Here is a 20,027-nt window from a genome sequence, read left to right as displayed (position 1 = left end):
ATTTATTTTGGGTAGGATTGATTACAATTGTAGTATACGACGTGACTCTATTTTCTATTATTTATTTCAAACATATCCAACCATACTGTTTGAATTATTGCCAAATCCTCCCGCCAATGCGGCTAATTATCGCTTCGATTCGGTAGCGGTGAAAGAACCAAAGTTTGAAATTGACGGGGTGTTTCTACCACCAGAAACGGAACTGCCAGGAGTTGTTTATTTCTGTGAGGTACAATTTCAAAAAGATGAACGATTGTATGAGCGGTTATTTGGGGAGTTATTTCTCTATTTTTACAGAAATAGGGAACGTTTTCAAGATTGGCAAGCGGTGTTAATTTATCCAACTCGTAGTACGAAGGGGATATTCACCCCTATCGCGCACTTTTGAGTTCAGAACAAGTTCATCGAGTATATTTGGATGAGTTGGGAGAATTTGAGCAATTACCCCTTGATGTCAAGGCAAAGTTTTGACATATCGCAATATCAAACAACTACTTGGTGAAAATTACAAACTACTCAATAGATAACGACAACAAAAACACCTGTTATCCCACCAACGCCATATCGCTCAAAGGATGTCAGCACCAAATCAACTTGGAGATTCAGAGTTAGGAGAGTATATAGATAGATTACTAGCAAAAGAAATTATTGTAATCGCCCAAACATATAAAGCTGGCAGTATTGTTATCCCAAAATTGGGAGATATACCAGAGCAAATTCAGAGTGAAATTCAATCTAAAGCTGAACAAAAATCAGATATAATAGAAGTTAAACAAAAGTATGCCAAGCAATATCTAACCACTGTTCATCAATGGAGCTACGGCGGAGTTTGTTTCAACACCCCTCCCGGAGTGAGGTGGGTTGAAAGGCTTGTGGTAATGGCTTCATAATTAATTGGTTTTAAGTTTCAACACCCCTCCCGGAGTGGGGCGGGTTGAAATGCGTTAGTGCAAAAATACAAGAAAATATTTAGGTGGGTTGAAAGATCAGTAGGTCGTGGGTTTAACTCTGATAGATTTTTATAATAAACAGAATCCTGATTTTGAGCGTAAAGGACAATTAATTTGTCAACGCAGACAATAACGCGGTCAAATAATCTGGCAAGTGACACGAACGTACACTCGTTATATTACTTAAAGCCGATGATGAGATTTGAACTCACGACCTACTGATTACGAATCAGTTGCTCTACCCCTGAGCCACATCGGCGTACACAGTCACACATTATAACACAATTTATTGATGATGGAACAAAATTCTCCAGATAATCTTAAACCCCAACAATACGAACGCCTCAAAGCCGAAGTAGCCGCACCCTATCGGGGGTTCAGGCAATTTATCTATATTGGTGTCGGTGCTTCTGGCTTTATCGGTGCATTCGTTTTCTTCTTTCAACTCCTAGCAGGACGCAATATAGAACAAGCAGCGCCTAATTTCGCAATCCAACTAGGAGTAATTGGGTTAATGGTACTCCTCTGGAAATGGGAAAACAGAAAGAAGAAGTGAGAGGCAAAAGACAAAAGAAAGATAATAAATATTATTTCTCCCTTGCCCCCTGCCCCTACTTACCAGTTACCAAATAGGGAGAATTAATGGGTTGAACACGACCGGCATTAACCAGGGCTTGATACACAAAAGCCGCAATATCCGCTCTAGTTGCTTGACGCTGAGGTGCAAGTTCTTTAACAGTGGGATAGTTAATGACTAATTGCCGTGAAGTTGCGGCTGCTACTGGACCAACTGCATAACTGGGAATTTGACTAGCATCAGTATAGAAGTTAATCACAGTCTGAGCATTCGCAGTTAAACCCAAACCATTAGCTAAAGCGACTATTGCTTGCACTCTAGGAATTTGTTGTTCCGGTTTAAAAGTTAAATCAGGATAACCAGATAGGAACGGACTGCTAGAAGCTGTTTGAATGGCACTAAAAGCCCAATAATTGCTTTTTACATCTTTAAAGGTAATCGCTTTGCGGGTTGCTGAAGGTTTGAAAGCCTTATTGATAATGGCAGCAAATTGAGCGCGAGTTACAGGTTCATTGGGTTTAAAACTCCCATCTGGAAAACCAGCGATAATATTTTGAGAAGCTAAAGCCTCAATGTAAGCTTTTGCCCAATAACCTGTTTGCACATCTTTAAAAGCAGTATTCCCAGTATTGTTATCGGGAGGTGCAGTCACTTTAGCCGCGACAAAATCAACAGCGCCAAAAATCCGCTTCTCGTTGATATCGTTACCAATAGCGACAATTTTGCCAGCTTTAGTAGCATTGTTCAGGTCATAACGGGCATTATCACGGATGAGATTACCACCAGGATTTTCACTCGTACCCAAGTTAGGAACTGCACTAATAGTAGCGACAATACCATCTCGTTTATTACCACGAATGGCATTTTTACGGAGTATGGGTTTTGCCGTTTCCGAGATAAAGAGGCCGTCTGTATTTTGGGTGATATTGTTACTTTCTAATAAAGGTGTGGAACTACCACCAATCGCTACACCAAAACCAGTATCTTGAAACAAATTGCCACGAATCACACCCTGAGCCGATTTAGCTACGGAAATTCCATTGCCCTTATTTTTCAAAAAGATGTTATTTTCAATTTGGGGATTTCCCGTACCTGTCACAAAAATCCCTTCTCGGATGCTGTTAATAAAGGTACTATTTTTGATTACAGGGTTACTGGATTCTACCCATACAGCCGTTCCCCGTGAATTCGGGTTGGTAAAAGTTAAACCTGTAATGATAGTGCCATTATTCGCTAACAGGGTAATGTCCTGTCTAGCAAAAGTGCGACTGGTGTAATAGCCACCACCGATAATGACGATTCCTTCACCTTTGTTTGATTCATTACCTTGAAGCGTGACTCCAGAATTGAGAACAAGGGGGAATGTTTCACCACTATCTTTACTATAGTTCCCAGGAGCAACCTGAATAACTGTCCCGGCTGTAGCTTTAGAAAGGGCAAAAGTGATAGTTTTATAGGGGGCTTCTGTAGTTCCATTACCAGAAGTATCTTTTCCAGTGACGGAGTTAACGTAAATAACAGTCCCACTAGCTGGTACTTGGGCTGTTAAAGTTGGGGACGCACCAGCTTTAAGTTGACTAAGTATGAGAGTAGAACTACCAGCAACTAATAACAAAGCGGTGAGGCTGGTCTGTAAAGATAAACGAGAAATGTGAAAACCCTGATTTTTCATTTTTTTACTGAATTATGTGCTTTTAATTATGGTACTTTCACAAGAGTGCAGTGTAACAGATATTTATCTGCAAAACTTATAACAAACTATACCTGATGATTAGGACTTATGTAGCTAAAATTCTGATTAAAAAAAATAATGTATCGCAGGAGTCAGGAGTCAGGATTAAAACCCTGTTGTGGGATGACATACTAGACATATCCTGACATCATGTGGTATGGTAGGACGAGTAACAAACTTAGGAACTTCCAATTAAAAAAATACCCAAAAATTTCTTGTGGTGCGGGACGAAAAGCCCGCTAATCGTCAAGGACGGGCAGGATGCCCATGGCACAAAATTGGCTAATTTATTTTTTGGTGTTCCCTTAGTCTAAACTCCAATTATTACTATTGTTATCTGTTATACATAAAAATTGAGGATAAGATTTCTTATCCTCAACCTCATTGCTCAAAGCAAGTGGTAAGTATTTGTTTTGTCAAAGGGTTAATAAGCTAAAGTTTCTAAAGTCTCTCTTAAATACATCTGTACTTGCTGATCTAGACGTAAACTTTGTAATTGGGTATTACATTCTAATTGCCATCTTTGAAAACCGGAACTAGCAGAAACCACGTATTTCAGGTTATGCCAAAACTGATTATTAGCAGATAATTGATGATTTATACGCTCACCATTGACATAGCCTTTGCTATCGGTACTATGCGCGTAGTTGCTAGAAGTTGGAAATTGAGCCATAATTCCTCATTCCTCATATGTGACTTCCAGATTTAGACAATTTGGGATTTTAGATTTCAGATTGATAATTTATTTCACATTTCAGGGAAAGACGTAAATCTAGTTACCCAAACCTAAAATTGAAAATTTTTGTTTAATCTGTTCTTAAGATAATGGTTTTATACCCGACAATTCTGTCGCATTCATCACTAAATGCAGAATTTTCTGCGAGAAATTTCTCAAACAACTTGTTTTTAAATGAACAGAGAATTTTTTTAAATTTATAGCCAACCCAGGGGGTTAAGACATGAATTGATTATAAAACTCGGACTAGAACAGGTTTTTACTTTTTCTTTTCTCTTACTTCGTCTTCTTTTCTTTTCCTCCTTCTTCCTTCTTCTTTTCTCTTCCTCCTGACTCCTGACTCCTTTTAAACGGAGTGCTGAGTTTACATTATTTGAGTGTTGAACTCGAAACAGTCTCAATTCAACACTCATCAACTCAGCACTCAACGCTGGATGCACGTCACTACTTAGTCATAGTTAAAGTCCGACGTTTAGTTACCAATTGGTAGGATTCAATGATGTCATTTTCCACCCAGTCATGGAACTTATCAATGCCGATACCACATTCATAACCTGCGTTGACTTCACGGGCATCTTCTTTCATCCGTTTGAGGGAATCAAGGACACCTTCATAAACTACCTTATTATGACGACGGACGCGGACTTTACAGTTGCGAACGAGTTTACCAGATTGCACATAACAACCGGCCACAGCGCCACGACCAACTGGGAAGACAGCACGAACTTCTGTTTGTCCCAAAGGTTCTTCTACCAGTTCAGGTTCGAGTAGACCTTCTAAAGCACCTTGGATATCTTCCAAGAGTTTGTAGATGATGTTATATTCTCGAACATCTACACCTGCTTCATCCGCAGCCTGTCTAGCTCCACTGGCGTAGGTGGTGTTGAAACCAATAATTACAGCGTTACTGGCGGCAGCTAAGTCTATGTCTGTTTCGGTGATTTCTCCAGCGGTAGCTAAGAGCATCCGAATTTGGACTTCGTTTTGCGGAATTTGGCGGAGAGAGCCGATAATAGCTTCCACAGAACCTTGTACGTCGCCTTTGAGGATGAGGTTGAGTTCTTTTAATTCGCCTTCTTGTGCTTGTGCTGACAGGGTAGTGAGGGTGACACGACCTTGTAACAATCGAGACAGACGTTGTTTGTCGGCGCGATCGCTGGCTATGGAACGAGCTTCTTTTTCGTTTTCATAGACCTCGAAATCATCACCGGCAGCAGGGACATCACTTAAACCCAATACTTCCACCGCAAAGGATGGACTAGCGACATCTACACGCTTACCACGATCATTCACCATAGCCCGGACTTTACCAAAGGCTGAACCAGCAACCAGCATATCTCCCACGTGGAGAGTACCGTTTTGAATCAGCAAGGTAGCAACTGCACCTTTCGCTTTATCCAAATGAGCCTCAATGACTGTTCCTTTTGCGACCCGATCTGGATTAGCGGATAGTTCGGCTACTTCCGACACCAACATAATCATTTCTAGGAGGGTATCGAGATTTTCGCCCTTAATGGCACTAACGGGAACCATGATGGTTTCACCACCCCAATCTTCAGCGGTGAGACCGTAATTGGTGAGTTCCTGTTTAACCCGCTCTGGTTGTGCGCCTTCTTTATCAATCTTGTTGATGGCAACAACAATGGGGACATCAGCAGCTTTAGCGTGGCTAATAGCTTCGATGGTTTGGGGACGAACACCGTCATCAGCCGCTACGACTAAAACGGCAATATCTGTCACCCTAGCTCCTCTGGCACGCATCGCGGTGAAGGCTTCGTGACCAGGAGTGTCGAGGAAAACAATTTGCTGTGGTTTACCTTCATGGACGATATCAACATGATACGCGCCGATATGTTGGGTAATACCGCCCGCTTCCCCAGAAGCAACTTTGGTTTTGCGAATAGAGTCGAGGAGAGTGGTTTTACCGTGATCTACGTGACCCATGATGGTGACAACTGGAGGACGACGAATCAGATGATCTAAGTCATCCACATCAATCATTTCCGTGACTTTCCGGGCTTCAGCTTCTCGTTCGACGATTTCGACTTCTACTTCTAGTTCTTTGGCTACTAGGGTAATAGTAGGAATATCCAGATTTTGGGTGATACTGACAGCCATGCCTTTCATAAACAGGATTTTGACAATCTCCGTATCGGCAATTACTAAGGCATCAGCCAACTCTTGGACTGTTAATGGACCAGTGACAGCCAGTGTAGCTGGACGGTCTGGTTTTTGCTCGACATTTTCTTGGCGACGATTGTGGTCGCGGGAAGAACTAGATTTTTTGCCTCTGGTGGTAGGAGCAGCGACAACCGCTACAGTTGGCGCACCAGCACGGGTCCCTTTAGGTTTGGGGGGACGGGCAATGGAAAGACTAACTTGGACGGCTGCGGAAATTTCTAGCCCGGTTTCGTCTAAATCATCCTCATCGAGTAAATCATCTTCTAAGATTGGTTTGACCCGTTTGCCCTTGGGTCCCAACTTAGCCTTTTCTTTGATTTCATCAATGATTTCTTCTTCTTGCCATTTCTTCCCACCTTTGTTCAAACGGGGGGGTGTAGGGCGTTTTAAGTCGAGCAGATCGGGAACAATTGGTGTTTCATCCAATAGTTCTTTTTTGATGCCGCCGGCATTATGCCGGGGTGGAGTTGCCGTAGGAATGGCTGCTGGTTCAACGGGACGTGCGGGTCTAGGACGTTGGATATCACCACCAACGGATGGCCTGCCACTGCGCTGCTCTGGTTTTGTCGGTGCTGCTGCATTAGCCCGACTAGGTTTAGGTGGTGCAGATGGTGAACCTTGGTCAGATGAGGGTTTATTAACCTTACTTCTGACTGGTTGCCGCTCTTCCTCGACCCGTTGGGTGCGATCGCGTTTAAGCAGAGGTTTTTCCGCTGTTCCCACTACTGGTGTCTCTGGCGATTTTGTGCCATCTACTCTGGCAGGGGGGGAAACTAATTGGGGTTTTTGGGGTTTCTCTGGTTTAGGTCTAGGAGCAGATATCTTCTCTGGCTTTTCCCCTCCTACCTTTTCCGCCAACGGTTGAGGATTAGATGCCTGTTCTGGTTGGGCAGGACTAGGTTTGATGGGAGTCTCGGATTGATTCCGGGGAACTGGTCGAGTTGGTGCCGTCGGCTTCATAGATGAGACTGGTGTAGCGAAAGGCCGTGGAGGTGAAGGACTATTAGCCTCAGTAGCGTCAGTAGCAACTGAAGTGTCTGGTGAGTTGGTGGTAGTGTTTCTCAATATTTTCGGTTTGCGAATTTCTAGAATTTGCTGTTTGTGATTGGCTCTGGGACGGTTTGGAGATGAATTTGGTTTATGGCCGTTTGTACTCTGTTCCTTTTTGGAGACTAAGTTGGCAGCAACAACTTTTTCGGCGGCGCTACGAATTTGTTCAGCCTCCGATTCGGAAATCGTACTACTATGGCTCTTAACCGCAATATCAAGCTGATCGCAAATTGCTAGTAGCTCTTTATTGTCCAAATTCAATTCCTTTGATAAGTCATAGATTCTAACTTTTCCGTTGTTCATCCACTCTTTCCCCTTTAATTTACAGTTTTAATGGATGGTTGCCTGGTTTGTGACATCTCCACCCTTTGATCACTGTTTTTTCGGTTGCCCTTGGTGATATTGCCGGTGCCTCCAGTTAGGAAAGAGAGATGTTTCGGTTTAATACTGACATCTTCACCAGGAATGATGGTTGATGCAGAACTGCGATTTGACGCTACCAGGTTGCCATTTTTGGTTTTTTGTTTTGCTGATTTGTGAGTCTTCCACAATACAATCAAAAAAACTTGTTGGGAGTAATGCCTTGCGTCTTGTCCAAAAAAGGAGATCGAGAAAGCTGGTTACATCCATTTACTATTTTGGCACTAACTTGGGCGATACTAAAGGTTATGGTCAGAGCGCGAATAGTTCGGCTGTTGTCATAATATCTTTAGAGATTATCGCAATTTTAGTTGTTACCATTAAATCTGATTTTGGCGATCGCCGTGATTTAGACGTTGCCACAATGCTTGATACACTGTGTCTGGCACTGTCCCATGCAGCGATCTTCCTAGTCTATTTTTTTTCTGAGCTACTTGCAGGCAACTCTCTTGCGGACAGATATAGGCAGAACGCCCCATGCCCTGATCTAATTGTACCTTTCCAGATGGAAAGACGCGGACAATCCGCCAAAACTCTTGTTTCAAGTTGACTTGACGACAACTAATACAACGCCTATAGTTCGGTTTCATCAGTCTTTTGCCAGATTCAGCTAGATACCTTCTAGATACTAAACAATGTATTTTTTAATGTCATTGGTCAGTTGTCATTGGGAAGAATATTCCTCCTGCTCACTGCTCCCTGCTCCCTGCTCCCCATCTGCAGACAACTCTGGGAATTAATCTTCCTCCCTATTGTCAAATCTATCCTCATCCAATTCTAATTCCTCTGTCATTTCATCTTCGCTGTCGGACCTATCACCGTCATCATTTTGTGGTTGATTTTGCGCTCTCACCGCTGCAAATTTAATATCTTCGGCTTCCTGGTCATATTTAGCCTGATCTTTAATATCAATTTTCCAACCAGTGAGACGGGCTGCTAACCGCACATTTTGCCCTTCTTTACCAATAGCCAAACTCAGTTGATCTTCCGCCACCAAAACATGGGTTTGGCGACTTTCCGGGTCCATCAATCTAACTTCATCTACCCGGGCTGGACTTAAAGCATTAGCAATATAGGTAGCTGGATCTGGAGACCAGCGAATCACATCTATTTTTTCACCACGCAATTCATTAACTACTACCTGGATTCGTGATCCCCTCGCACCAATACAAGCACCAACGGGGTCTACATCACGATCTAAGGTATCAACAGCAATTTTTGTCCGGGGTCCCACATAACGAGAAGGAGGATTAGCCTCTCTGGCTACAGCCACGATCCGCACTACCTCATCTTCAATTTCTGGGACTTCATTGGCGAATAGATAAACCACCAAACCTGCATCAGCACGCGATACCATTAACTGTGGACCCCGTTGCTGTCCTTGGGAAACTTTTTTCAGATATACCTTAAAGGTGGCATTAGCCCGATAGTTATCATTGGGTAGCTGTTCTCGCTTGGGTAACTCCGCGTCTACCTCCGATTGGCCAAATCCACTACTCACAGCCAAAACCACAGACTGACGTTCAAATCGCAACACCCTAGCTTGTAAAACCGTGCCTTCTAAGTCTTGAAACTCTTCTTGCACCATTTGACGTTGTTGATCTCGCAACTTTTGCGCCAATACTTGCTTAGTTTGCATAGCTGCCATGCGCCCAAATTCCCCCTGATCTGGGGTGACATCCAATACCACAGAATCTCCTAATTGAGCTTCAGGGGCTACTTGCTGTACCTCCTCTAAGGAAATTTGATGATCAGTATTACTAACTGCTTCAACAATAGTTTTGGTGGAAAGAACCCGAAATCCCTCACCCTCTATATCCAATTCCACTTCAAAGTTATTAAAATACTCTTCATCAAATTGTCTACGTTCTAAATTTTGGGCGCGACGATAACGTTCATAACCCTTAATTAAGGCTTCTCTAATAGCCGCTTGTACAGCCAAACGCGGCAAATTTCGTTCTTTGCTAATACTTTCAATTAGCTCTTTTAATCCAGATAAAGTCACCATTGACATACGCAGTCTCCTAAAATTTTATGTAAGCGGTCAGCAAAATTAGATAACTGCTAGGAAATAATTGCTTTTCTGTTCCCCAATTACTCCTTAGCAGTTACTAGTACAACACGGCGTAAATAAATCAACCATTATCAATCGCCAAAAAGCTTGCTCAGTATTAGTTTTGACTTTTGACTTTTGACGAACGCCTTGCGCTACTAGTCCCTAATCCAAAGTCTAAAATCTAAACTTGATTAGCTACGCTCATCTATTTGTACTTTGGTAATGAGGTCACGGGGGATTTTAATGACACGACCTTTTTGATTCAGGTAAACTGTGGTTTCATCCCGACGCACCAATAGACCTATCCACTCTTGCTTTTGCTCGTAGGGTGGGGAAGTGGAAATAACTACAGGAAATCCTTTGAAGGAAATAAACTCCCTGTCTGTTACCAGTTGCCGCGAAATACCAGGACTGGATACTTCCAATACATAAGCGTCTGGAATGATCTCTCCCTCATCTAATAAGGCTTCTAAGGCACGGCTCATCCTTTCACAATCATCCAGGCCAATGTCCTGTAGAGGATTAAAGATATCTACTCGCAAGATTGGGGGGCTTTGGTTCGTATGAAAAACTATACTAACAATTTCCAATCCTAGTTCTGCGGCTACTGGTGTCGCCAAATCAATAATTTGTGTTATTAAAGGATGAGTGATGGGAGAATTCAATAAAAAAAGTGGGCTTCAACCCACTTCCTGCGATAGGGATATCTTCCAAGAAGTATTGTGACGAACTGCATGAGTTCGCCCCTAAAATGAGTGTAGCTTATTTCTTCAGTTAGTCATGACAGACTTGAAAAAATGGTCATTGGTGATTGGTGATTGGTTATTGGTCATGGGGAAAATCTTTTTCTTTCTGTATTTTGCTTTTTGCCTCCAAATGTTAGGCAAATATCGTAAAGCTCCCCAGTGTTATCAACCAGGGAGCGAAAATTTTTAGTTCACCACAACGCCGTTTTACCTAAGTTTATGACCTGGTTAAACCAGGTGGGAACTGAGGGTTCTCATTTAAAGTTTCCGGGTACAAGCCCGGTATACTGCCACAAGAATTGTTTAGCTCCCTTGTTGTTAAAGACATAGATCAAAAAACTTGATGGCAGTCACCAATCGTCGTAGTGCAACTAACTCATTATAGCTTTGAAAAATAGTTTGTGTATTTATTTAGGGAAATTTTTGGCAAACTTTTGCTGGGGATACCAGATAGATTCAACTTGGTGTATAATGTCTTCTACTCCATTTGGAGTATCTTGCTCCAGAAGAACGGTGATATGTCCTAGTTTACGTCCTGGACGAGCTTCTGTTTTGCCGTACCAGTGGACAGTAGCTTGAGGAATAGATGCCAGTTGTTGCCGTTGTTTTTGGTAGTCGTAATGACTGTTTTCATATCCTAGCAGGTTAACCATCACAGCACTAGCACAATGTAAGCTGGTGTTGGTTAATGGTAAACCACACACGGCTCTCAGATGTAGTTCAAATTGGGAAGTTTCACAAGCATCTAGGGAAAAATGTCCAGAGTTATGAGTGCGTGGTGCTATTTCATTAATTAGGATTTTACCCCCGGCGGTGAGAAATAGTTCAATGCCACAGACTCCTACATATTGCAGGCTAGTTAATAGTTTATGGGCGATCGCTGCAATTTCTAAATTTTGCTCTTGGGTGATTTTAGCTGGGGCAATTACCCACCGACAAACCTGTTCTTCTTGGTGAGTTTCTACCGTTGGATAGATGAGAATTTCCCCATTTACAGAACGGGCTGCAATTATCGCCAGTTCTTTGGTAAAAGGCACAAATTCTTCGACTAAAAACTGGGTACGACTTTGATTGACTATTTTTGATAGGGTCGGAAAATCGGGAATGATAAAAGTTCCTTGTCCATCATATCCATGTCTTCGCGCTTTGAGAACTACCGGCAATCCCCAGTTTTCAATCTGAGTTTCTATCGCTTTTTCCGCCGATAATGCCCAAAACTGAGGAACTGGCAAAGCTAAATCCCGTAAATAGCACCGTTGATCATATTTATCTAACAGAGGTGCTAAAGCTGATAACTGAGGACGAAAACAAACACCCTGTTTTTCCAGCAGTGATAAAGCAGCAAGATCCACAAACTCGTTTTCAAAGGTAACGATATCACACTTTGTTGCTAAAATTTCTGTGGCTGCGGCATCATCAACTGCGGCAAAAACACTATCTTGGGCAATAGATACGGCTGGATCATTTGCACTAGGAGTTTGGACGATTAATTTTACTCCCAGCTTATTTGCAGCGTCTTTCATCATCCAAGCCAGTTGTCCACCACCGATTATACCAAGTTTTATTGACATCCTAACGACTCACGAGTTTCTACACCAGTCTGAGAATTTACACCGCTGGCTTTTTGACATAGCTCTTTAATTTGCGCTCTATCTAAAATTGCGTCTGTAAAATCTGCACCTGTGATATTAACATCTGTAAAGATAGTGCGGAGTAAAAGAGCTTCGATTAAAACGGCATTACTTAAATCAGCACCCGTTAATTTTACCTCATTCATCATCGCATTGGTTAAATTTGCTCCATGTAAATTTGTCTTTGTCATCACTGAAGCACTGAAAACTGTTCCTCGCAAATCCGCACCTGTAAAGTTAGCCATTTCCAAGTTAGCGTTAGAAAATTCCGCCGCTTGTAGGCTTTGTCCTGAAAAGTCTTGTCTTGATAACTCTGCGTTACTATATGATAAAGGGTGAGTCCAGTCTGCCAATGCTGTTTGTGGGATGCACAAAAGCATAATTCCCAAAATCCATCCTAAGCCTTTTTGCCAAAACATAGTTGATGATTTCCAATTAGTGATTAATATTTGACATTGCATACTGTGTTAACATTTTGTAATCAAGTTTTGGCAATTAAGTAGGTGAACACAATAAAACCAATCTGTGTAAAGAAAAGTAAAATCGCCCAAACCCTTTTCACTCTTGCCTTGCCATAACGACAATTTTCAATGCTAACCTACTTACTCCTTTTTCCAAATTGTAACTGTTGCTGATTCGGGAAAAGATGGCATTATTACCCAAGAAGGATTTTACTATTTACAATAGTTCATTAAATTTGATGACAAGTAAAGTTTTTTATCTTTTAAAGTCTGGGAGTGAAAAAAACTGATAATGTACTGTTGCGGGGTTTTTTGATGCATAAAAATACTTGATAAGCATTTAAATGCTGACATGAAGTTGAATATCATCAGCAACGGTTATAGCGAGTATGTACTTAAATAAGGTAAAAATTTTATGGAGAAAATTATTCAGTAAAATATTTTTACTGTTGGCTGCTGCTATATCTGACCAAGAATCTCGCAGTTATTAAAATTGACGAACGGCATAGATCAACAATACAAAATTGGTATTTATATGATAAATCATTACTCTATTCAATGGATTGAAGCATGGTGTTTAGAAAATGGCTGGACAGATTTATTTGTTGAGAGATGTGGTAACTACTGGGCATTTCCTCCGGGGGGAGTGATGCCAGAACCAATCCCCATGAATGTGTTAAGAGTAATTAAAGAAGAAAACGGCTTAACCAATCAGGAAATTTACTGGGCTTGTGCTGCTATATCCACCACTATTTTAGCAGTGATTTATGCTTTTTTGTGGAAATGTCCGATTCCTTTAGTGTTATCTTTTGCGTTTAATGCTGTCACAGTGGCACAATTTGAACCAGAGGATATTTAGATTTTTGCAGATGAAAATTAGGACATTAAGATTAATCCATTGACCTTAATGCTATTTTTCATCTAAAATAAGATTAATCCACTAATCTTATATCTCCCTATGCTGGAAATTGCAAAGCAGGATATTATATCCCGTCTTCAATTTGATAACCCCTGGTGGGAACAAGGGAAGAAGGGGAGGATTGCTTTTGAGAATACGCTTCGGCGAAAGTATTTTGAGGCTTTTCATCAGAAAATCTTAGATGTAAGCGTTCGTCGTGCAGTCGTTTTGATGGGACCCAGGCGCGTCCGTAAGACTGTGATGGTTTATCACAGTGTCCGCGAACTCTTAAACTCTGGTATTGATGAGAAAAATATTTTATATCTCTCTCTGGAAACCCCGATTTATACAGGATTTCCCCTAGAAAAAATACTTAGTTACTTTCAAGAATTATTCAATCACAAACGTGATGCCAAGCTATTTATATTCTTCGATGAAATTCAATACTTGCATAATTGGGAAATACACCTGAAATCCCTTGTTGACTCCTTTGCTGAATACCGTTTTGTTGCTACTGGATCTGCTGCTGCTGCACTGCGATTAAAAAGTGCTGAATCCGGTGCTGGGCGGTTCAGTGATTATATTCTCCCGCCTCTAACTTTTACTGAATACTTGATGTTCATTGGTCGAGAAACGGAACTTATAACCGCTACACCAAATAAAAACCCTGTTTATTCGTATGAATATTCTACCTCCAATATCGAGACACTTAATGAGGAGTTTGTTAACTACCTGAATTTTGGGGGATACCCAGAAGCAGTTTTTTCCGAGACGATTCGGCAAGATCCTGGACAGTATATTAAAAGTGATATTATTGATAAAGTGCTACTGCGCGATCTGCCTAGTCTTTACGGTATCAGTGATATTCAAGAATTAAACAGACTTTTTACTACCTTGGCTTACAACTCTGGTAATGAAGTAAATTTAGAGGGATTATCTCAATTTTCTGGTGTCGCCAAGAACACTATTAAGCGTTATCTTGAATATCTTGAAGCTGCGTTCTTAATTCGGCGTGTTGAGAGAATTGACCAAAATGCAAAGAGATTTAAACGCGCTGTGTGCTTCAAGGTTTATTTAACCAATCCGTCCATGCGAGCGGCGCTATTTGGACAACTTAATGCGGATTCTGAGGCTATGGGAGCGATGACTGAAACTGCTATTTTTAGTCAGTGGCAACACAGTATGACTATTGAGCTTTATTATGCACGCTGGAATTCAGGAGAAATTGATATTGTCCATTTAAAGCCCGCAAATCAGTCGCCTTCTTGGGCTGTTGAAGTCAAGTGGAGTGACCGTCCCTACAGGTCAAATTCCGAACTTGATAACTGTGTAGAATTTGTCAAGAAAAATCCAACTATATCTCATCCAATTATGATAACGAGTCGAACTATTACAGATGAAAACTTTCTGTATAAAGGAGTGAATTTCGCATTCCAGCCAGCTAGTCTATATGCTTACATTCTTGGTGCTAATATATTGCGTCGCATTAACGAAAAAGTGAGTACATTCTAATCAATCCTTTTTTGCAAAATTTCCCACTCTTGACTTATGTTGTACAGCACTTTCTGGTTGAATGTAATACAATTGAGGACGGGAAAACCCCGCCCATACAGGCTTAGCGCAGGAATTTGTGTAAGTTATTATGATTAAAATATCATTGACAATGAAAATGAAATTCGCTGAATATGGATAACTTTTCTTTGTATAATCAAGATTTCTATGCTTGGACCCAACAACAAGCGAAAGCTTTAGAACAAAAGCTAGTTGTAGAATTAGATTGGCAACATTTGCAAGAGGAAATTCAATCTTTGGGAAGACATGAATATCGAGAATTGATAAGTCGTTTGGGTGTGTTAATTGGTCATTTATTGAAATGGGAATATCAACCTGAACAACGTTCTCGCAGTTGGTTTCTCACAATTAGAGAACAACGTCGTGCTATTCAAAGACATCTCAGACAAAATCCTAGTTTAAAATCTCGGATCACAGAAGCTATGTTAGATGCTTTTGAAACAGGAGTTGATTTAGCTTTACGAGAAACTAATTTACCATTAAGAACTTTTCCTGAAGATTGCCCCTATTTATTTGATGATATAATTGCTGATAATTTTCTGTGTGATACTCTTGAAGATTGGGAAGGATAATTTTTCTATAAGTCAATGAAGAAAGAATTAACCGCAGATGGAAGAGGATAAACACAGATGAACGCAGATAATTTTGTACTTCATTAGACGAAGAAACTTTATATTAAAGTCCTTCACGCAAACCCATTGCTATTTTACTGTGTTTTTCGATTTGTCCCATCACCTGTTTTGCTCTTTGAATTACTACTGGGGGTAAACCTGCTAATCTTCCCGCTTCTATTCCATAGGATTTATCAGCACCACCAGGTTGAACTTGATGTAAAAAGATAATTTGGTCTGGTAATTCTTTAACTGTAACTTGATAATTTGCCACATTAGAAATGATTGTAGCTAATTCATTTAATTCATGATAGTGGGTGGCAAAAATTGTGCGAGATTTAATCTCAACTGCTAAATATTCCGCCACAGCCCAAGCAATTGATAACCCGTCAAATGTTGCTGTCCCGCGACCAATTTCATCTAATAAAACTAAAGATTTCGCAGTTGCGTGATTGAGAATATTTGCAGTTTCATTCATTTCTACCATAAAAGTAGATTGACCTGTGGCTAAATCATCCACCGCACCAACACGGGTAAAAATGCGATCGCACACTCCCAATTTAGCAGACCTAGCAGGTACAAAACTACCCACCTGCGCCATCAATTGAATTAAACCCACCTGCCTTAAATAACAACTCTTACCACTCGCATTGGGACCAGTCAAAATCACCAAATCAGGCTTCTCTTCCTCCGTGTCCTCTGTGCCTCTGTGGTTCGTTCCTCCTAACCCAGTCGAGTTAGGAACAAAAAACCCCGCAGGTAAAGACTGTTCTACCACTGGGTGACGACCATCAATTACGTCAATTTCCCGACCCGTAACCATCTCAGGACGACAGTAACCTTGATGGACAGCTAATTCCGCCAAACCACATAATACGTCCGACGCGGCTACCGCACGGGCAATATTCCGAATGATTTCATCTTGAGAACCCACTTCATGGCGTAATGCGTCAAAAATCTGATATTCCAACTGATTTAAATCATCTCGCGCTGTGAGGATGCGTGCTTCTCGTTCTTTTAAATCAGGAGTAATGTAACGTTCCTCATTTGTTAAAGTTTGTCTACGAATGTAATTATCGGGAACTTGGTCGGATTTACTGCGGGAAATACTGATATAATAACCAAAGGTTTTATTAAATCCTACCTTCAAATTCGGGATTCCTGTTTTCGCTCTTTCATCAACTTCTAAGTTAGCAATCCATTGTTGATCACTTTCTACAGTAGCCTTTCTTTCATCCAACAACGGATTGATTCCCGCTCGAATTAAACCGCCTTCTTTCAAATGGGTTGGTGGTGTTTCTACGATATGAGCGTGTAATTTTTCTGCTAATTCTTCGAGGATGGGTGGGACTTTTTGCAAAGCTTTTAAGAACGGGGAATGGGCATCCGCAACTAGGCGAGATAATTCGGGTAAACGAGAGAAAGAATCCGCTAGAGCGACTAAATCCCTAGCATTAGCTCTACCAGATGCGGCTCTGACTGTTAACCGTTCTAAATCGTAAATTTGCCTTAATAACTGCCGCAGGTCTTGACGTAAAGGCGTATTTTCTACTAATTCCTGAATAGTATCTTGACGAGACTTAATTCCTTTAATATTTAGTAGCGGTTGTAACAACCATCTTCTTAAAGCTCGGCTACCCATTGCGGTGCTAGTTCGGTCTAAAGCCCATAATAGAGAACCGTGAAATGTACCATCGCGGACGGTTTGGGTAATTTCTAGGTTACGACGGGTTTGATGATCGACGATTAAATAATCGGTGAGGGTATAGGTGCGTAATAATTGCAGGGAGACAGGATGGGCTTTTTGTGTGTCTTCGATGTATTCTAAAAGACCACCAGCGGCGCGAACTGCGAGGGGTAAATGTTCACAACCTAAACCTTCGAGCGATCGCACTTTGAATTTCTGCAATAATTTACTTCTAGCTTCTGCTTGGGAAAAGGGGACTTGCGATCGCAAACTATAGCAAAATGATGGTGGTAAACATTGGGGAAGTGATGGGGAGGTTTCCCCAGGACGCAGTAAACTACCTAAATCGGGGGCGTTGGTGGGAAACAGGACCTCTGAAGGTTGCAACCGCATTAACTCTTGAGTCAGGTGTTCTAAATCACTACCTTGAGATGTGAGAAATTCCCCTGTTGATATATCTGCGTAGGCTAAACCCCAATGATTGACAGCAATTACCACAGCCGCTATGTAGTTATTTCGACTGGCTTTGAGCATCCCCTCTTCTAATAATGTCCCTGGAGTGATGATACGCGTTACTTCTCGCTTGACTAAACCAATTGCATCAGCAGAATCTTCAACTTGGTCGCAAATAACTACAGCATAACCTTTTTCCACCAGTTGGGTTGTGTAGCGTTCCCAAGCGTGATGAGGTACACCTGTCATAGCAACGCGACCGACTTCACCACCATGCTTACTAGTTAAAACTAATTCTAATTCCCTGGAGACGGTTACAGCGTCTTGAAAAAAAGTTTCAAAAAAATCACCAACTCTGTACAGTAGCAACGCATGAGGATATTTATCTTTTACTTCGACATAGTGCTGATACATCTTACTCAGCTTACTGCGGTCTTCTACCAGATCTGTATCAGTAAGGGATGGGTTTGGTTGATTGGGTTCTGGTGTGGAAGTCGTCATGGTAGATGCACAAGAATTTATTGGCACAGATTTTTGGCAATATATTCAATCATAGCTTGATGTCGGGTATAGGGTGCGATCGCTTAAAGTTTATTTATTTTTAGTTAGGGTTACTGTTGATCCAGCCATTGTTGCTGTTATTTTGGTAAAAATGCGATCGCACACAATAACCAGGTTATTATGTAAACATTTTAAATAAACAAAACTTATCTATTAATCTAATTTCCTGCTACATCATAATTAATCAGACAAAAAAATAGCTTTTCTTAATTTGGTGATGGAAAAGCGATCGGACACAATAATTGAGTTATAGAAAATGCAACTACTAGAAGGTTAACTTCTGCTACTGTAATTGAATAAGAAAAAGCAGCAATTGTTGTAGACTTTGTAGTTAGCGGTAAAATTGTATAATATGAGACAAATTCCAAGAAAGATATCTGTTGTTTTTTTGCGTCACAATGTTTTAATCCACTGAGAATTTCATAATAAGTAATGATGCTAATGTTAATTTTAGGATGAACTCTTAAATATGCCTCAAACTGTTGAAAAACTAAACTATGATTGTTTCGGGCTACGCATATTAAATTTCCGGAGATGTCTAATGTAGATTAATAGACCAGATGTATTAATTGTATAGCTTTTGTGACTTAATTACCAGAATATTATTTCGTAGGACAAAAGTCATATTCTCTCGTAGAGTAACCTCAAAAATACCCTTAACCCGAACTGAGGTTACATCTATGACTGCAATACTTAATTCCATAAACAAAAGTTTTGTGATGATTATAAACTATGGTTTTTCTGATAATTTCCATTGCGTCAGCAAATTGTTAGCGATTTACTATTAAGTTGGATCAAAAAACAGGTTAATCAAACAGAGATTAATGTGAATTTGGAGTGATTTCATCACAAAAATGAAAAATGTTCTCGTTCCCATACTCTGTATGGGAATGAATTACGGAAGGCTCTGCCTTCATTGATACTAAGTCATAGAGGCAGAGCCTCTAAATGGCATTCCCAGTCGGAGACTGGGAACGAGGAACGAGAAAAACATACTACGCTTTCGCTAACCCACAATTTACAGCAGTTTGAGATCAAACCCACCACAAAAATTAATCGCAGAATGAATTTTGGTACTGGTTTTCACCATTTTTATTTGTGGCACGGTTGATTACAATTTGCTGTAATAGCGTCGATTTTATGCTACGTTACCTTGTTGGGAAAAAACTAATCCAATTGTACGGATTTTGTGCAGATTTTACTGCGTTCTTTGCCGTACACCATGTATTCTGAGCGGCACGAATAAGTGTATAACCTATATCCTGCCAAGTATCACCACCGCATATTGTATCTAATGATTCACTTTCAATCTCTTCGATCTCGTCCGAAAAAAGATTGCAAATTTTGATTGTAGCCATGATGTAGTTCTCTCCAAAAATCTGATTTTTTTACTATATACTACGGTGTAAATTCTAATTAAAATCGGCACTTACCTCTCAGCAGCCACACCCTTCATTCCATGCTTTTTTTGCTCCTTTATAGAAATTTCTTCCTGCGTCGACTACATCAATAAGAAAAAGAACCACGTCGACAACCTTAAAACCCACATTCCGCACCCCAAAATGTTACAGAGGGAAATTACGGAGATGAAAATCGAAGGGAGCATCAAAACAAACAGACAAAGTGAAAAAAGGCATTTGAGAAACAGTAAATCACCAAAAATGTCATCAAAATCTATTCTCAATAAGAAGCAATAAGAATGCAC

General features: G+C 40.8%; 16 protein-coding genes, 1 tRNA gene, 1 other RNA gene and 1 pseudogene. 7 read left to right on the top strand and 12 right to left on the bottom strand.

Annotation, left to right across the window (positions count from 1 at the left end):
• Nucleotides 1-34 precede the first annotated feature (34 nt).
• Together PN471_RS12115 and PN471_RS12110 are read left to right on the top strand one after the other, a co-directional pair.
• Nucleotides 35-450 (top strand): annotated as a pseudogene (locus tag PN471_RS12115) (Rpn family recombination-promoting nuclease/putative transposase); the annotation flags it as partial.
• A 125-nt stretch (nt 451-575) separates the two neighbouring features.
• Nucleotides 576-890, top strand: coding sequence for a hypothetical protein (locus PN471_RS12110; RefSeq protein WP_442867150.1), 315 nt, complete (start codon nt 576-578; stop codon nt 888-890).
• A 247-nt stretch (nt 891-1,137) separates the two neighbouring features.
• On the opposite strand, the gene PN471_RS12105 is transcribed toward PN471_RS12110, so the two are convergent.
• Nucleotides 1,138-1,209 (bottom strand) — tRNA-Thr (locus PN471_RS12105).
• A gap of 33 nt (nt 1,210-1,242) precedes the next feature.
• Between PN471_RS12105 and PN471_RS12100 the strand changes: the two genes are divergently transcribed.
• Complete coding sequence (locus PN471_RS12100; RefSeq protein ID WP_193898313.1) at nt 1,243-1,506, top strand: DUF3493 domain-containing protein; 264 nt, start codon at nt 1,243-1,245, stop codon at nt 1,504-1,506.
• Between the two features lie 55 nt (nt 1,507-1,561).
• Here the strand turns inward: PN471_RS12100 and PN471_RS12095 are convergent, their stop codons facing one another.
• The 6 genes from PN471_RS12095 to rimP all read right to left on the bottom strand — a co-directional run bounded on the left by PN471_RS12095 (nt 1,562) and on the right by rimP (nt 10,355).
• Nucleotides 1,562-3,199, bottom strand: coding sequence for a DUF1565 domain-containing protein (locus tag PN471_RS12095; RefSeq protein ID WP_193898315.1), 1,638 nt, complete (start codon nt 3,197-3,199; stop codon nt 1,562-1,564).
• A gap of 484 nt (nt 3,200-3,683) precedes the next feature.
• A complete protein-coding gene (locus PN471_RS12090; RefSeq protein ID WP_271777054.1) occupies nt 3,684-3,932 on the bottom strand; it encodes a hypothetical protein in 249 nt (82 codons plus the stop codon).
• Between the two features lie 507 nt (nt 3,933-4,439).
• Nucleotides 4,440-7,529 (bottom strand): translation initiation factor IF-2, encoded by a 3,090-nt coding sequence (gene infB / locus PN471_RS12085; protein ID WP_271777053.1) that lies wholly within the window; start codon nt 7,527-7,529, stop codon nt 4,440-4,442.
• A 437-nt stretch (nt 7,530-7,966) separates the two neighbouring features.
• Nucleotides 7,967-8,236: a YlxR family protein gene (locus PN471_RS12080; protein ID WP_096670737.1), complete on the bottom strand. Its 270-nt coding sequence runs from the start codon at nt 8,234-8,236 to the stop codon at nt 7,967-7,969.
• A 146-nt stretch (nt 8,237-8,382) separates the two neighbouring features.
• Complete coding sequence (gene nusA, locus PN471_RS12075; protein ID WP_193898319.1) at nt 8,383-9,660, bottom strand: transcription termination factor NusA; 1,278 nt, start codon at nt 9,658-9,660, stop codon at nt 8,383-8,385.
• A gap of 233 nt (nt 9,661-9,893) precedes the next feature.
• Entirely contained in the window at nt 9,894-10,355 is a 462-nt protein-coding gene (gene rimP / locus PN471_RS12070) for a ribosome maturation factor RimP (protein ID WP_271777065.1), read from the bottom strand.
• 127 nt (nt 10,356-10,482) lie between these two features.
• Here rimP and PN471_RS12065 point away from each other — a divergent pair, with 127 nt between their 5' ends.
• On the top strand, nt 10,483-10,638 hold the full coding sequence (locus PN471_RS12065) for a hypothetical protein (protein WP_271777052.1): 156 nt from the start codon (nt 10,483-10,485) through the stop codon (nt 10,636-10,638).
• On the opposite strand, the gene ssrS is transcribed toward PN471_RS12065, so the two are convergent.
• The 3 genes from ssrS to PN471_RS12050 all read right to left on the bottom strand — a co-directional run bounded on the left by ssrS (nt 10,636) and on the right by PN471_RS12050 (nt 12,498).
• Nucleotides 10,636-10,820, bottom strand: a non-coding RNA gene (gene ssrS, locus PN471_RS12060) — 6S RNA. The genes PN471_RS12065 and ssrS overlap by 3 nt on opposite strands.
• 35 nt (nt 10,821-10,855) lie before the next feature.
• Nucleotides 10,856-12,019 (bottom strand): 5-(carboxyamino)imidazole ribonucleotide synthase, encoded by a 1,164-nt coding sequence (locus PN471_RS12055; protein WP_271777051.1) that lies wholly within the window; start codon nt 12,017-12,019, stop codon nt 10,856-10,858.
• Nucleotides 12,010-12,498, bottom strand: coding sequence for a pentapeptide repeat-containing protein (locus PN471_RS12050; RefSeq protein ID WP_271777050.1), 489 nt, complete (start codon nt 12,496-12,498; stop codon nt 12,010-12,012). The genes PN471_RS12055 and PN471_RS12050 overlap by 10 nt, the downstream gene beginning before the upstream one ends.
• Before the next feature lie 577 nt (nt 12,499-13,075).
• Here PN471_RS12050 and PN471_RS12045 point away from each other — a divergent pair.
• The 3 genes from PN471_RS12045 to PN471_RS12035 all read left to right on the top strand — a co-directional run bounded on the left by PN471_RS12045 (nt 13,076) and on the right by PN471_RS12035 (nt 15,582).
• Nucleotides 13,076-13,399 carry a hypothetical protein gene (locus tag PN471_RS12045; RefSeq protein WP_271777049.1) on the top strand — a complete coding sequence of 108 codons (324 nt, stop codon included), beginning with the start codon at nt 13,076-13,078 and terminating at the stop codon, nt 13,397-13,399.
• Nucleotides 13,400-13,498: 99 nt separating this feature from the next.
• Entirely contained in the window at nt 13,499-14,950 is a 1,452-nt protein-coding gene (locus PN471_RS12040; RefSeq protein ID WP_271777048.1) for an ATP-binding protein, read from the top strand.
• A gap of 173 nt (nt 14,951-15,123) precedes the next feature.
• A complete protein-coding gene (locus tag PN471_RS12035) occupies nt 15,124-15,582 on the top strand; it encodes a DUF29 domain-containing protein (protein ID WP_271777047.1) in 459 nt (152 codons plus the stop codon).
• Between the two features lie 103 nt (nt 15,583-15,685).
• Here PN471_RS12035 and mutS read toward each other — a convergent pair whose 3' ends face one another.
• Together mutS and PN471_RS12025 are read right to left on the bottom strand one after the other, a co-directional pair.
• Complete coding sequence (gene mutS / locus PN471_RS12030; RefSeq protein WP_271777064.1) at nt 15,686-18,262, bottom strand: DNA mismatch repair protein MutS; 2,577 nt, start codon at nt 18,260-18,262, stop codon at nt 15,686-15,688.
• Between the two features lie 1,208 nt (nt 18,263-19,470).
• Nucleotides 19,471-19,680: a hypothetical protein gene (locus tag PN471_RS12025; RefSeq protein ID WP_271777046.1), complete on the bottom strand. Its 210-nt coding sequence runs from the start codon at nt 19,678-19,680 to the stop codon at nt 19,471-19,473.
• Nucleotides 19,681-20,027 lie beyond the last annotated feature (347 nt).

It is taken from the genome of Aphanizomenon sp. CS-733/32, assembly GCF_028330045.1.
Lineage (GTDB): Bacteria > Cyanobacteriota > Cyanobacteriia > Cyanobacteriales > Nostocaceae > Dolichospermum > Dolichospermum gracile.
Note: the sequence above shows the minus strand (reverse complement) of the source record. Positions and strands in the feature narration are given on the sequence as shown.

Excerpts from the sequence above, each read along its gene's own strand:
- PN471_RS12045 (WP_271777049.1), top strand. The coding sequence starts at position 13,076 with ATGATAAATCATTACTCTATTCAATGGATTGAAGCATGGTGTTTAGAA.
- PN471_RS12065 (WP_271777052.1), top strand. The coding sequence starts at position 10,483 with ATGACAGACTTGAAAAAATGGTCATTGGTGATTGGTGATTGGTTATTG.
- PN471_RS12080 (WP_096670737.1), bottom strand. The coding sequence starts at position 8,236 with ATGAAACCGAACTATAGGCGTTGTATTAGTTGTCGTCAAGTCAACTTG.
- PN471_RS12040 (WP_271777048.1), top strand. The coding sequence starts at position 13,499 with ATGCTGGAAATTGCAAAGCAGGATATTATATCCCGTCTTCAATTTGAT.
- PN471_RS12025 (WP_271777046.1), bottom strand. The coding sequence starts at position 19,680 with ATGGCTACAATCAAAATTTGCAATCTTTTTTCGGACGAGATCGAAGAG.
- PN471_RS12035 (WP_271777047.1), top strand. The coding sequence starts at position 15,124 with ATGGATAACTTTTCTTTGTATAATCAAGATTTCTATGCTTGGACCCAA.
- PN471_RS12055 (WP_271777051.1), bottom strand. The coding sequence starts at position 12,019 with ATGTCAATAAAACTTGGTATAATCGGTGGTGGACAACTGGCTTGGATG.
- PN471_RS12110 (WP_442867150.1), top strand. The coding sequence starts at position 576 with ATGTCAGCACCAAATCAACTTGGAGATTCAGAGTTAGGAGAGTATATA.
- PN471_RS12095 (WP_193898315.1), bottom strand. The coding sequence starts at position 3,199 with ATGAAAAATCAGGGTTTTCACATTTCTCGTTTATCTTTACAGACCAGC.
- mutS (WP_271777064.1), bottom strand. The coding sequence starts at position 18,262 with ATGACGACTTCCACACCAGAACCCAATCAACCAAACCCATCCCTTACT.
- PN471_RS12050 (WP_271777050.1), bottom strand. The coding sequence starts at position 12,498 with ATGTTTTGGCAAAAAGGCTTAGGATGGATTTTGGGAATTATGCTTTTG.
- PN471_RS12090 (WP_271777054.1), bottom strand. The coding sequence starts at position 3,932 with ATGGCTCAATTTCCAACTTCTAGCAACTACGCGCATAGTACCGATAGC.
- nusA (WP_193898319.1), bottom strand. The coding sequence starts at position 9,660 with ATGTCAATGGTGACTTTATCTGGATTAAAAGAGCTAATTGAAAGTATT.
- PN471_RS12100 (WP_193898313.1), top strand. The coding sequence starts at position 1,243 with ATGATGGAACAAAATTCTCCAGATAATCTTAAACCCCAACAATACGAA.
- infB (WP_271777053.1), bottom strand. The coding sequence starts at position 7,529 with ATGAACAACGGAAAAGTTAGAATCTATGACTTATCAAAGGAATTGAAT.